Origin of the sequence: Pseudomonas sp. USTB-Z (assembly GCF_019691255.1) — a bacterium.
Lineage (GTDB): Bacteria > Pseudomonadota > Gammaproteobacteria > Pseudomonadales > Pseudomonadaceae > Aquipseudomonas > Aquipseudomonas alloputida.
Window position 1 is genome coordinate 99,798 of the sequence record NZ_JAECZP010000011.1, and the last position, 13,063, is coordinate 112,860.

The 13,063-nt window shown below is 55.9% G+C and carries 9 protein-coding genes; 3 read left to right on the plus strand and 6 right to left on the minus strand.

Annotated features, from left to right (window positions below; genetic code table 11):
- Positions 1 to 129: 129 nt before the first annotated feature.
- Positions 130 to 1,314, minus strand: coding sequence for a C17 cyclopropane fatty acid synthase CfaB (cfaB, locus tag I8746_RS14845; protein ID WP_020190282.1), 1,185 nt, complete (start codon positions 1,312 to 1,314; stop codon positions 130 to 132).
- Between the two features lie 207 nt (positions 1,315 to 1,521).
- On the opposite strand from cfaB, the gene lpdA reads away from it, so the two are divergent.
- Positions 1,522 to 2,922: a dihydrolipoyl dehydrogenase gene (gene lpdA, locus I8746_RS14850; RefSeq protein WP_221100777.1), complete on the plus strand. Its 1,401-nt coding sequence runs from the start codon at positions 1,522 to 1,524 to the stop codon at positions 2,920 to 2,922.
- A gap of 70 nt (positions 2,923 to 2,992) precedes the next feature.
- On the opposite strand, the gene I8746_RS14855 is transcribed toward lpdA, so the two are convergent.
- The 4 genes from I8746_RS14855 to I8746_RS14870 form a co-directional block, all read right to left on the minus strand.
- Positions 2,993 to 4,000, minus strand: a complete 1,008-nt coding sequence (locus tag I8746_RS14855) for a transketolase family protein (protein ID WP_221100778.1) — start codon at positions 3,998 to 4,000, stop codon at positions 2,993 to 2,995.
- Positions 3,997 to 4,845, minus strand: coding sequence for a transketolase (locus tag I8746_RS14860; protein WP_012054135.1), 849 nt, complete (start codon positions 4,843 to 4,845; stop codon positions 3,997 to 3,999). Before I8746_RS14860 ends, I8746_RS14855 begins: the two co-directional genes overlap by 4 nt.
- Before the next feature lie 18 nt (positions 4,846 to 4,863).
- Positions 4,864 to 6,165 (minus strand): MFS transporter, encoded by a 1,302-nt coding sequence (locus I8746_RS14865; protein ID WP_121784226.1) that lies wholly within the window; start codon positions 6,163 to 6,165, stop codon positions 4,864 to 4,866.
- A 67-nt stretch (positions 6,166 to 6,232) separates the two neighbouring features.
- A complete protein-coding gene (locus I8746_RS14870; protein WP_014754902.1) occupies positions 6,233 to 6,982 on the minus strand; it encodes an SDR family NAD(P)-dependent oxidoreductase in 750 nt (249 codons plus the stop codon).
- A 195-nt stretch (positions 6,983 to 7,177) separates the two neighbouring features.
- Here I8746_RS14870 and I8746_RS14875 point away from each other — a divergent pair, with 195 nt between their 5' ends.
- On the plus strand, positions 7,178 to 8,095 hold the full coding sequence (locus I8746_RS14875) for a LysR substrate-binding domain-containing protein (RefSeq protein WP_012054138.1): 918 nt from the start codon (positions 7,178 to 7,180) through the stop codon (positions 8,093 to 8,095).
- 811 nt (positions 8,096 to 8,906) lie between these two features.
- Here the strand turns inward: I8746_RS14875 and I8746_RS14880 are convergent.
- Entirely contained in the window at positions 8,907 to 11,081 is a 2,175-nt protein-coding gene (locus I8746_RS14880; protein WP_014754905.1) for a tetratricopeptide repeat protein, read from the minus strand.
- A gap of 370 nt (positions 11,082 to 11,451) precedes the next feature.
- On the opposite strand from I8746_RS14880, the gene I8746_RS14885 reads away from it, so the two are divergent.
- Entirely contained in the window at positions 11,452 to 12,981 is a 1,530-nt protein-coding gene (locus I8746_RS14885) for a DUF2235 domain-containing protein (RefSeq protein ID WP_221100779.1), read from the plus strand.
- The last annotated feature ends 82 nt before the right edge of the window (positions 12,982 to 13,063 follow it).

Below are 13,063 nucleotides of genomic sequence, written 5' to 3' on the forward strand. Positions count from 1 at the left end.
CGCGAAAGGGCCGTAACGCGGCCCCAGCAATATAGGCTGCACAGATGAAATGCAGGGGCCGCATTGCGGCCCTTTCGCAACACAAGGCCACTCCTGCAAAGCCATATCAGCGCTGTGACACTTACGATTTCAGCGGTACAAATCTTCCCGCGTCCAAGGCAGGTCATGATGCCCGTCGGCGTATGGCTTCACGGCCAATATCTGGTGCAGGTTGATCCAGCCCTTCTGAAAGGCGTAGGCACACCCGGCCAAGTACAAACGCCAGATCCGCAGGGTCTTCTCAGGCACCAGCGCGGCCGCCTTGTGCAACTGGTTCTCCAGGTTCTCGCTCCAGTGGTGCAAGGTTTTAGCGTAGTGCAGGCGCAGGCTCTCCACGTCCACCACCTCCAGCCCGGCTTCACAGATACTGGCGCTGATCATCGACAGGTGCGGCAGTTCGCCGTGGGGGAATACATAACGATCGATGAACTCACCCGCCCCGCGCCCGACCGGTCGGCCATCGACGTGCTTGGCAGTGATGCCGTGGTTCATCACCAGCCCCCCTTCCCTCACCGCCCCAAACAACTTCTGGCAATACAGCGCCAGGTTGGCATGCCCGACATGCTCGAACATACCCACGCTGACAACCTTGTCGAAGCGGCCATCCTGGGGCAGATCGCGATAATCGAGAATCTGCAGGTCAACCTTGTCGGCAAGCCCTTCCGCTTGCACACGCTTGCGGCCGAGCTTCAATTGCTCCTTGCTCAAGGTAATGCCGAACACCTTGGCGCCATATTCACGGGCAGCGAACCGCGCCAGCCCGCCCCAGCCACAGCCAACATCGAGCAGGTAGTCACCGGCATCCAGGCGCAGTTTGCGGCACAGGTGGTCGAACTTGTCCTGCTGCGCCTGGTCGAGCGTATTGTCCGGCTCACGGAAGTAGGCGCAAGAATAGGCCATGTCCTGGTCCAGCCAAAGCTGGTAGAACGCGTTGGACACGTCATAGTGGTAGGAGATGGCTTTGGCGTCGGTGCTCTTGTCATGAGACACACGTGGCGGCGGCGTTTCATCCTCATCCGCCAGCAGCGCTTCGCTCAGCTCGTCGCACACACGGATGGCCTCACCAATATCGCCTTCCAGCTCCAGCTTGCCTTCGACGAATGCGGTGCCTAGCTGGTCCATGCTTGGGTGGGTCAACTGGCTGATCAGCTGCGGCTCCTTCACCAGAATGGTGACCTGAGGACTAGGCCCAAGATCAAACTGGTTACCGTCCCACAGCTTCAGCCTCAGCGGCAGATGCAAGCTCTGCAATGCAGGTGGAAGTTGAGCAAGCATGAAACACCCCTCCTGTCCGTAATTGGCCACGACGCCTAATATTTCGAACGTCACCGGATCAGAGTAGTTCATCTGTAGGATGTTTCCTCTAAGCAAGACCTTGGTCTAGAACCAACTGATCTTATCCATACAGCAGATTGTATACAATCACTGCATCTCAGCTTAACCTTGTGCCCTCTCGCGCTTCTACATCCTGGAGTTGAACCCATGAAATCCTATGACGTGGTGATCATCGGCGGTGGCCCTGGCGGCTACAACGCAGCCATCCGTGCTGGCCAGTTGGGCCTGAGCGTTGCCTGCGTGGAAGGCCGCTCGACCTTGGGCGGTACCTGCCTGAACGTCGGCTGCATGCCATCCAAGGCGCTGCTGCATGCTTCGGAGCTTTACGAAGCTGCCAGCGGTGACGAGTTCGCCCACCTCGGTATCGAAGTAAAGCCCACCCTCAACCTCGCCCAGATGATGAAACAGAAGGACGAGAGCGTGACAGGCCTGACCAAGGGCATCGAATACCTGTTTCGCAAGAACAAGGTCGAGTGGATCAAAGGCTGGGGCCGCCTGGATGGCATCGGCAAGGTCGTGGTCAAGGCCGAAGACGGTAGCGAAACCGCGTTGCAGGCCAAGGACATCGTCATTGCCACCGGCTCTGAGCCCACCCCTCTGCCAGGTGTGACCGTCGACAACCAGCGCATCATCGACTCGACCGGCGCGCTGTCGCTGCCGCAAGTGCCCAAGCACCTGGTTGTCATCGGTGCTGGCGTGATCGGTCTTGAGCTGGGTTCGGTCTGGCGCCGCCTGGGTAGCCAGGTCACTGTCATCGAATACCTGGACCGCATCTGCCCAGGCACTGACACGGAAACGGCCAAGGCCCTGCAGAAGGCGCTCGCCAAGCAAGGCATGGTGTTCAAGCTGGGCAGCAAAGTGACTCAGGCTACCGCAGGTGCCGATGGCGTCAGCCTGACGCTGGAGCCTGCCGCCGGTGGTACTGCAGAATCGCTGCAAGCCGATTACGTGTTGGTGGCTATCGGCCGCCGCCCTTATACAAAAGGGCTGAACCTGGAAAGCGTGGGCCTGGAAGCCGACAAGCGCGGCATGCTCAGCAACGAGCACCACCGTACCTCAGTGCCGGGTGTCTGGGTGATTGGCGACGTCACTTCGGGCCCAATGCTGGCGCACAAGGCCGAAGACGAAGCGGTGGCCTGTATCGAACGCATCGCCGGCAAGCCCCACGAGGTCAGCTACAACCTCATCCCTGGCGTGATCTATACCCGCCCGGAGATGGCCACCGTGGGCAAGACTGAAGAGCAGCTCAAGGCCGAAGGGCGTGCCTACAAGGTTGGCAAGTTCCCCTTCACCGCCAACAGCCGTGCCAAGATCAACCACGAGACCGAAGGCTTCGCCAAGGTCATCGCCGATGCCGAAACCGATGAAGTACTGGGTGTGCACCTGGTGGGCCCAAGCGTCAGCGAGATGATTGGTGAGTTCTGCGTGGCTATGGAGTTCTCGGCCTCGGCAGAAGATATCGCCCTCACCTGCCACCCTCACCCGACGCGCTCCGAGGCCCTGCGCCAGGCGGCGATGAATGTGGATGGCATGGCCATGCAAATCTGACGAGCCCCATTCGCTGCGTCGGGGATAGAGCCGCCTTTAATTCCGGCCGGCTCTATCTTCAGGTATCAAGTCACAGCCAAGCCTTGATCTGCGCGCTCACCGCTTCGGTAGAGATACCGTAGCGGTCATGCAGCGTCGGCAGAGCGCCGGCATCGAGGAAGGCATCGGGCAAGGCGATCTGGCGGAATGTCGGCGTTACTCCGTTGCGCAGCAGCAGGCCCGCCACCGCCTCGCCGAGGCCGCCGATGATCGAATGGTTTTCGGCGGTGACCACCAACCGTCCGGACTTGCGTGCCTCAGCCAGAATCGTCTGTTCGTCCAGTGGCTTGATGGTGGGTACGTGCAGTACTGCCACATCGACGCCATCCTTCTGCAACTGCGCTGCGGCCTCTAGCGAACGCATGGTCATCAGACCGGTGGAAATGATCAGCACGTCCTTTCCGGTGCGCAGGGTCTTGGCCTTGCCGATCTCGAACTTGTAGCCATATTCGTCCAATACCAGCGGCACGTTGCCGCGCAGCAGGCGCATGTACACCGGTCCCTGATGGGCGGCGATGGCAGGCACCGCCTGCTCGATCTCCAGAGCGTCGCATGGGTCGACGATCATCAGGTTCGGCATGGCGCGGAAGATTGCCAGATCATCCGTTGCCTGGTGGCTGGGGCCGTAACCGGTGGTCAAGCCCGGCAACCCGCAGACGATCTTGACGTTGAGGTTCTCCTCGGCGATGGCCATGCAGATAAAATCATAGGCCCTGCGCGAGGCGAATACCGCGTACGTGGTGGCGAACGGCACGCAGCCTTCGCGTGCCATGCCAGCGGCTGCACTCATCAGCAATTGCTCGGCCATACCCATCTGATAAAAACGGTCCGGGTGCGCCTTCGCGAAAATGTGCAGGTCGGTGTACTTGGACAGGTCCGCCGACAGGCCGACGATGTCCGAACGCTGTTCGGCCAGTGCCGCCAACGCATGGCCGAATGGCGCTGAACGGGTGGCCTGGCCCTCGGCAGCGATCGAAGCGATCATGGCCGAGGTTGTCAGGCGCTTCTTGCCGGTTTCGGTAGTGTTTACGCGGCTCATACAGTTCTCCCGACCTGAAGGTTTTGCAATGCCAGATCCCACTCGTTTTCATCGACGCGGATGAAGTGGGTTTTTTCACGTGACTCGAGAAAGTCCACACCCTTGCCCATCTTGGTATCGCAGATGATGACCCGCGGCTGTGCCCCTTGATGGTTGCGTGCGGCGTCGAACGCGGCGACCAGGGCGCCGATGTCGTTGCCGTCCACGCGCTGGGTAAACCAGCCAAACGCCTGCCAACGGTCAACGATGGGCTCGAAGGCCAGCACTTCGCTGGAGTAGCCGTCGGCTTGCTGGTTGTTGACGTCGACGATTGCGATGAGGTTGTTCAGTTTCCAATGTGAGGCCGACATCGCGGCTTCCCAGGTTGAACCCTCGTTCAATTCGCCGTCCGAGAGCAGGTTGTAGACAAACGAATCCGAGTTCTTGCGTTTCAGGCCCAGGCAGGCGCCGACCGCTATGCCCAAGCCGTGGCCGAGCGACCCCCCGGTTATTTCCATGCCCGGCGTGTAAGCGGCCATGCCCGACATCGGCAGGCGGCTGTCGTCCGAACCATAGGTTTCCAGTTCCTCCAGGGGGATCACGCCGGCTTCGATCAGCGCTGCATACAGGGCGATGGCGTAGTGACCGATGGACAGGTAAAAGCGGTCGCGTTGCTCCCATTCGGGGTTGTGGGGCTGATAGCGCAGCGCATGGAAGTACGACACGGCCAGCAAGTCAGCGGCGCCGAGGGCCTGGCCGACATAACCCTGGCCCTGGACCTGCCCCATGCGCAGGGCATGGCGGCGAATGTTGTACGCGCGTTCGGCGAGCGCCGAGAGCGAAGTGTCGGGTGCGTTGACAGTCATGGTGACTACTCCAGCGAGTTAACGATTGACCGATGCGGCGGGAATGCGCAGGACCAGCGTGGCCCCCGCGAGCAGCACTGCGGTGATCAGGTACATGCCGATGGCACTGGAACCGGTGGAAGTGGTGATCCAGCCGATCAGGTAAGGCGAGCAGAACCCGGCAAGGTTGGCGAAACTGTTGATACCGGCGATACCTGCTGCGGCTGACACGCCGCCGAGCAGCGTAGTGGGCAGCATCCAGAACAGTGAGGAAGCCGAGAGCACGCCAGCTGCTGCAAGGCACAGGCTGAGTACCGACAGCAGCAGGTTGCCGCCCAGCAGCGCCGCCAGCGTCAGGCCGATGGCACCTGCGATCATCGGGGCAACCAGGTGCCAGCGACGTTCGCGATGCTTGTCGCCACTACGGCCCATCAGCAGCATGGCGGCGATGGCGCACATGTAAGGCAGGCTGGTCAGCATGCCGATGTGCAGTGGGTCCGATACCCCGGCATTGCGGATCAGGGTCGGCAGCCAGAAGGTGATCGCGTACTGGCCCATTACGACACAGAAGTAGATGCAGGCCAGCAGCCATAGGCGGCGATCACGGATGAATTCCCGAGGTGAGGCATGAGTGACCTTGTGGGCGTTGTCCTCGGCGAGCTCCTTGGTAACCAGGTCCTTTTCTTCATCGGTCAGCCAAGTGGCCTGATGCACGCCATCTTTGAGATAGCTCAGTACCAACAAGCCGACGATGACGGTTGGAATTGCCTCGATGACGAACATCCATTGCCAGCCCGCCCAGCCATGAAAACCTGCGAACTGATTCATGATCCAACCTGACAGTGGGCCGCCAATCATCCCCGACAATGGAATCGCGACGAACCAAAGCACGGTCATCTTTGCGCGACGGTAGGATGGGAACCAGTAGGTCAGGTACAACAACAGGCCAGGAGCCAGACCCGCTTCAGCGATACCAAGCAGAAAACGCAGGGCATAAAACTGCCAGGCGGTTTCAACAAAGGCGAATAAAGCGGAAATGATCCCCCAGGAAATCATGATCCGGGCGATCCAGCGACGTGCGCCGACCTTGTGCAGGATCAGATTGCTGGGCACTTCGCAGAGAAAGTAGCCAATGAAGAACATGCCGGCGCCCAGGCCATAGACGGCCTCGCTTAGGGACAGGTCGTTCATCATCTGCAACTTGGCGAAGCCCACGTTTACCCGGTCCAGATAGGCACACAGGTAGCACAGCATCAGGAACGGCATCAGTCGCCAGGCAGTCTTGCGGTATGCGTTGGAGCGCACGGCCGAAACCGCGTCCAATGACAGGGTGGTAATCATGATGGTCTGATCTCTTGTTTTTATCGATTCAGAACAGCGTCAGCCGCGCGGGCTGACGCAATGTGCATCAGTGAATGAGCATGCCGCCGTTTACATCCAGGGTGATTCCGGTCAGGTAAGTCGACAGATCGCTGGCCAGAAACAATGCGGCGTTAGCGACGTCTTGCGCTTCGCCCAGACGACCCAGTGGAATGCCGTCGATGATCGCGTGACGACGATCGTCCTGCATCAGACCGCCAGTGATGTCCGTGTGAATCAGACCCGGGGCGATGGCGTTCACGCGCACGTTGTCCGGCCCCAGCTCTCGTGCCATGGCCTTGGCCAGGCCCAGTACCCCAGCTTTCGCTGCGCTGTAGTGCGGGCCACCGAAGATGCCGCCGCCACGCTGTGCCGATACCGAGGACATGCAGACAATGCTGCCCGAACGTTGCTCCCGCATCAGGGGAATGACGGCCTGAGACATCAGTAGCGTGCCGCGCAGGCTGACGTCGAGTACCTTGTCGTAGTCGCTGTGCTTGATGTCCAGGGTCTTGAGGGGTTGGGTGATGCCAGCGTTGTTGACCAGCACGTCGATGCGGCCAAAGTGCTCGATGATCTGCGCAACGGCCTGATTTACCTGTGCCTGATCGGCGACGTTGGCGGCCAGGCCGAGATGCCCTTCGCCAAGAGACGCTGCGGCATCGCGGGCAGCGGCTTCATCCAGATCGAGGATCACCACGCGGGCACCTTGAGCAGCGAATGTGGCCGCAGTTGCCCGGCCGATCCCGCGTGCCGATGCGGCGCCAGTGATGATTGCGACTTTGCCTTGAAGAAGCATGGGTGTGACCTCTGATTGTTTTTATAGGGTCGATTCAGCGGAATCGATGGGCCTACTTTGGTCTCGGCCCAGGCCCTGAGCAATAACGCAAAAATCATTGGGTGCTGAAAAAAATTCAGCACTCGTCACCCTGATTGCTAAGTGATTGAATGAAGGTCCCCAATAAAAATATGCGCTGCGAGCGAAGTGACTGATATGCGATCTGTTGACGATACCGCGCCGGCCCTGCCACCCCTGAGAGCGATTCAGGCCTTTGAGCAAACCGCTCGCTTCGGTAATGTTGCGCGCGCAGCGGAAGTGCTAGACCTCACCCCTTCGGCTGTCAGTCATCAATTGGCCAAGCTCGAAGCAATGATTGGTCGACAACTGTTCTTTCGCGCGGCGCGTGGCGTCAGCCTGACTCCCGTTGGCGAGCAGTATCTGAAAGACGTTTCCGGCATTCTGCACAGTCTTTCCGTCGCCACAGAACGGGCCAGCAGCGACGTCAGCCTCGATTGTCTGCGTTTGCATTCGTCACCAAGTTTCGGCCTGCTCTGGCTAATGCCAAGGCTGGAAGCATTTCGGATGGCGCACCCGGATATCCAGATCAACTTGTCGTGCTCCTATGAATCTCTGCATTTCAGTCGCGACAAGATTGACGTAGACATTCGCCATGGCGAACCCAATTGGCCTAGCTACGAGGTGCGCACTTTAGGCAATGAGGCATTTGCCGTGCTGGCCTCACCGAAACTGCTGGCCCGGCATAGGATCGACGACGCGTCGGATCTACTGCGTCGGGACTTGATTCTCTCCGAGGCCACATTGCTGAAATGGCCGGCCTGGTTCGCTCGACACGGCCTCGCCCGCCCGGAAAAGCCCTACGCGTTGAGCTTCGATCGTTCCTACATGTCCCTGGAGGCCGCCAGTCACGGGCTGGGTTTTGCGCTCGAAAGCACGTTATTAGCGCAGAAGTACCTTGCGGCCGGAACACTGGTGGAAGTCGTGCCACACATCTTCAGCGCGCCTGTGGCGGCCCATCATCTGGTATTCCCGAAAGCGCATTCCGGGTTCGAAAGGGTCAGGCGTTTCTTGGCGTGGATGGAGAGAGAGCTCGGGCATGGCTTCGTGTTTTAAGCATGCTGATGATCGCGTGCATGTTGACGTCATTGCCCAAAAGCCAGCGTCGAACGAGTGAGGCAACTTCAAGGAGCAGGAACATTGCAGGCGGCGGCGCGGTGGACTCACCGCCTCCTGCGACAGTTTTAATTATCCTGCGTCAGCTTTAATTCTCTAAATCCACAAGCTGATCGTAGACATTAAAGTCTGTCTCGCCTTAGCACGAATCTAGGGGCCTGTAGCGTGGTGGAATGAGTTTTAAAGTCTGTCTCACCCTACCGCTCGGGCCGCTTTTCGGTTGTGGAAAATATTAAAAACTGTCTCGCATCCAACCAGATGCAACTCTCAGCCTGACGATGAACAGGTAGGTTGCGCAGAATGTGTAACCTCAGGAGGTTTGCTCTGAGACTTTGTTGGCCATGGTCCTCGGAGATGCTTGAGCACATCTCTCAACTCGGAGGCCGGCACCACGGCTTCGCCCGTGCTGACCGCCGACAGGCTGCGGTCCTTATACAGCTTGGCTGTAGGAATAACTGATAAGCATTGATTGCGTTGCGCCGAGCGACACACATTGTCCGGGTTCAAGGCCCTCGCGAACCATGGGCAGCTTTTGCTCTGGGCTCCGCCGGCGCCGCCGCTCCTGGCCCAAAAGCTACCACTCTTATCGTTGCTGTTAGCCATAGAGCCGTTTGCTAGTCCCTTATCGTAAGGGGGAAAAAATATCCTGCCTTTCATGGGGCTCGTTCGGGCACACGGACCGCCGGCGAAAGCTATTCCAACTACTAAATATTTGCCATTAGATGAAAGACAGTATCTATGTTTGCCGCTATCACGGTCCGACGCTTGCCGTGCACGATTGTATTTTTGCAGGAGCAGATTCGACCAAAAGTTTTGTTGCCTCTTCATTCCCCGCCGTTGCTGCTTCTAATAAATACTCCTTACTCTTTAAAACATTGACCTTAACAAGAAGGCCGTCACCGTATAATTTTGACAGGTAAACGAGACTCTCTGTGCTTCCATAATCCGCGGCCTGCTCAAGGTATTTTATTCCTCGCTCGATATCCCGCGCAGTATATTCGCCAGAAGTATATATAACTCCAAGATTATATCCCCCGCTAGCACGTCCCCCCTCAAACCCTTTTTGGAATAATTCAATCGCTTTAGGTACATCTTTATCAACCCCATCACCAGACAGGAGCAAAGCTCCTAGATCTACCATTGCACATGGCTGATTGTTAGACGCGGCCTTTTTAAGCCACGAAAGTGACTTCTCCTTATCAACAGCGCTTTTGGAATATATTGAATAAAGTCTATATTGCGCCCAGGGACTCCCTGCTTCCGAGAAATGAATAACTTTATTCAACGCATTTAGTTTTTGCTCAACCGAAGTGGAGAGTTCGTATTCCACTGCAGCTGCGTACATCTCATAATCGGCATCACCAGAATCAATAACACTTGCTTGATGATAATATTTTTTCGCCGTAGCCAGATCCCGCGCTACGCCGAGACCATTCTCGTACATATACCCAAGCTCATAAGCTGAATATGCATGCCCCAGTTCGACAGCCTGCTTAAAATATTCAATCGCCTCAGGATACTTCCGCCTTTCCAGATAGACAACTCCTACAAGACCAACAGAAGTCCCATCAGACGCCTCTACACCTTTCTGCAAAATAGACAATGCCTTAGATAGATCTCTATCAAAAGGCTTTTCTCCGTAGATATAAGATGTTGCAAGCCGAACCGCTGCATCAAGATTTCCACCTTCTGCCGCCTCCTGCATGAGCTCTAGCCCTTTGCTCTCGTCCTTTTTTACTCCCTGCCCATTCAAATGTCGAATTGCCAACTCCAGCGCAGCATTTTTATTACCTTGATTATACGCTTTCCATGACCACTTTAGAGACTCGGAATAATCTTTCTTAGTCCCCCAACCTGATGCTAGGCAAGAAGCTAAAACAACCATTGCATCTAAGTCTCCAAGTTCAGCAGCTCTTTTATAGAAATAGACCGCTTTCTCTGCCTCTAACGGATACCCCCCATACCCCGCCGCATAGCGACGTCCAATTTCATTGTAAGCTTCGGGAAAATCATCGGACTGTGACTTTTCAAGATAACGACGTGAAACTTCATCATTTTTTTCGAAAACTTCGCCGTCTAAATATTCCTTGGACAATTGTAAAAGCGCGGGTGGATATCCAGTGCCCTCAGCCATTGATAGATAGGTTACAAATTTGTCCTTATCACTATCTAGATCTTGCCTATAGATCATTGCCAATGCGTACATCGCGTACGGATATCCCGCCTTTATAGACTTCTCATACCAAACTTTAGCAGCTGGCAAATCTTCATCTAAACCTTCGCCTGCCTCGTATAAGCTAGCAAGAATACCAAACGATCTACTGTACCCCCCTTCAGCTGAAAGCCTTATTAATTTCGCAGCATGTTTTTCATCTTTACCTACAACCAGACCATTACTGTACAACAAACCCAAAAACAGGCAAGCTGCTGGATTTTTGAGTTTCTCACACCATTCGGTAAGGTACGGAAAGGATTTTGTTGCCAGGTCAATAGATCGACTTAAATCTTTCTGCGTGCCAACGCCCCCCATTAAAAACAGTGCAACTTGTGTCTGTGCTAGTGGATTACCTTCCTCAGCAGCGGCGCTTACTTCCTCAAATGCCTTTGTATAATCCCGGCCGGTAACTAAGTATTGCTTGAATGCTTTCCAGTGCGGATCATTTACTGCAGCAGATACTTTTTCCTCTTCGCTTGGAGGTCGCTCCATAATTTTCAGAGCAACCCAACTTCCGATACCCAAGATGGCGATTACTCCTGCCCACCCAATTACCATTCTTAGAATCTTATAGGCTTTATCGGGGCCTAAAGGCACCAATATTTTCTCCGCTAAAACTTTATAAAATATTCCGGCGAGGGTAAGTACAGCAATGCCTGCCAACCCAGCGTACTTGGCCACCACTTCCATAAGCTCGCTGCTGAGATCCATAACCAGCCCGCCTTTGCTTCGACATTGAGTGTGCGTATCACTACTATAGACCCTTAATGAGTCAACGCCCTGAACACTTCGAGCCCGACGCTATGAAATCCTGAGGAAATCTCACTACCCATATCCTAAAGCACCAAACACGAAAGCAAGCGAATTCATAGCCGGCATCGATATTTGCAGAGCAATAGATGGATGAGGCGGCAACTTGAAAAAGACGTGTATCAAAACCATAACAGCCCCTTATAGACCACGAACAAGTTTTCTGACTGAGCCTTTTGGAATTAGCTATATAGCTGGACCGAATATCTGATACTTGAAGAACTATCTAAACTGGTTTTGACTTCACGAAACACTTAAAAAGGGCTTCCCCATGGCAAACATCGTCATTTGCTGCGACGGCACCTGGAATACACCCGACCAACTCGATAAAGGCGTTCCTGCCCCCACCAATGTCGTCCGACTGCACAATGCGGTTGCCGAGAGCGACGTAAAGGGCACGCCGCAGGAAAAGTACTACCACCCCGGCGTAGGGACTTCCGGCAAGTGGTGGGACAAGGCGATTGGCGGTGGCACCGGCGCCGGGTTGGACGACAACATCAAGAGTGCATATCAGAAGCTGTGCTACAGCTATAAGCCAGGCTCCGACATCTATCTATTCGGTTTCAGTCGCGGTGCCTATACGGTGCGAAGCTTGTCCGGCTTCATTGCCAGTTGCGGCTTGTTAAAGATCGATGGTTTAGAACCTGCCGAAGTTTGGCGACAAATCGATCAACTGCTAAAACGGGGTTACCGACGCAAGCTGGAAGACCGTTCCGACTGGGATGCTTTAGGTTGGAAGTTTCACAACAAACCGAATGCCAGCGTTCCGATTCGCTTTATTGGCGTGTGGGATACCGTTGGTGCTCTGGGCATCCCGGATGACATGGCGTTGCTCAACTTGCTCGACGACCGCAATCGCTACACCTTCCACGACACCACGTTGCACAACTCGGTGAAGACGGCGCGCCATGCGGTGGCCATGGACGAGCGCAGGGCCACGTTTCAGCCAACCTTATGGACCGAGGTGCCAGCGGCTCAAGATGTGAAGCAGTTGTGGTTTCCCGGCGTGCATTCCGATGTGGGCGGTGGCTATTACGAAAACGGACTGGCAGATGGCGCCCTGCAATGGATGATCGAAGAAGCGTCTGCGTGTGGATTGCAGTTCAACAACGCAATCAAACAGGTCAAACCCGATTACCACGACATGATGCATGACTCATGTGACGGCGTTTTCAACCTGCTGCCAACCCAGCCGCGCAGCATCGCCAACCTCGTCACCCAACCGGACCACTTTCACGACTCCGCACTGAAACGGCATGACGATCCGCCTATCACACAGTACCCCTATCGACAATCACGCATCATAGCTACAAAACCACCCGTGTCGCTGGATATCTCGGCACGCTCGTCCTGGAACGAAACGGGTCTATGGCTGGAAGCGGGCGTGAGTTACACCTTCAGCGCCTCCGGAGAATGGCTGGACAGCTCCATCAGATGCGGCCCCGACGGCACCGATGACGGCAACTTCCAGCCAGCGGAAGTCGCACAACTGGTTGCCAGCGCTTTGGGGCAGGTGGAATCCTGGTACGGCAAGCTGTTCAAGAACAGAGATGCCAACTTCCGCTTTACCAAGCGTCATGAACAATATCCGTGGTTCTGCCTGATGGGCGCTATTGCTAACGGCGATGGGGTGGATGCCAAGGGTTATTTGATAAAACCCGAGACTTTCAAGATCGGTGCGGGGTGCAGTTATGTGCCGAAGCGTTCGGGGTATTTGTATGCATATGCCAATGATGCTTGGAATTGTTATGGTAACAATCGAGGGCATGTGGCGTTGAGATTGGAGGTTAAGAAGCGTTGATACAACGAGGTGGGTTGACGGCTTTGCGCTGAGCTTTGCAAGTTGAAAGCAAACAATCGCAGTGGACTGCTTTCCGCCAGAA

What these genes read in the sequence shown, in the direction of transcription:
- cfaB (WP_020190282.1), bottom strand. Translation starts at nt 1,314, where the DNA reads ATGCTTGCTCAACTTCCACCTGCATTGCAGAGCTTGCATCTGCCGCTG.
- lpdA (WP_221100777.1), top strand. Translation starts at nt 1,522, where the DNA reads ATGAAATCCTATGACGTGGTGATCATCGGCGGTGGCCCTGGCGGCTAC.
- I8746_RS14855 (WP_221100778.1), bottom strand. Translation starts at nt 4,000, where the DNA reads ATGAGCCGCGTAAACACTACCGAAACCGGCAAGAAGCGCCTGACAACC.
- I8746_RS14860 (WP_012054135.1), bottom strand. Translation starts at nt 4,845, where the DNA reads ATGACTGTCAACGCACCCGACACTTCGCTCTCGGCGCTCGCCGAACGC.
- I8746_RS14865 (WP_121784226.1), bottom strand. Translation starts at nt 6,165, where the DNA reads ATGATTACCACCCTGTCATTGGACGCGGTTTCGGCCGTGCGCTCCAAC.
- I8746_RS14870 (WP_014754902.1), bottom strand. Translation starts at nt 6,982, where the DNA reads ATGCTTCTTCAAGGCAAAGTCGCAATCATCACTGGCGCCGCATCGGCA.
- I8746_RS14875 (WP_012054138.1), top strand. Translation starts at nt 7,178, where the DNA reads ATGCGATCTGTTGACGATACCGCGCCGGCCCTGCCACCCCTGAGAGCG.
- I8746_RS14880 (WP_014754905.1), bottom strand. Translation starts at nt 11,081, where the DNA reads ATGGATCTCAGCAGCGAGCTTATGGAAGTGGTGGCCAAGTACGCTGGG.
- I8746_RS14885 (WP_221100779.1), top strand. Translation starts at nt 11,452, where the DNA reads ATGGCAAACATCGTCATTTGCTGCGACGGCACCTGGAATACACCCGAC.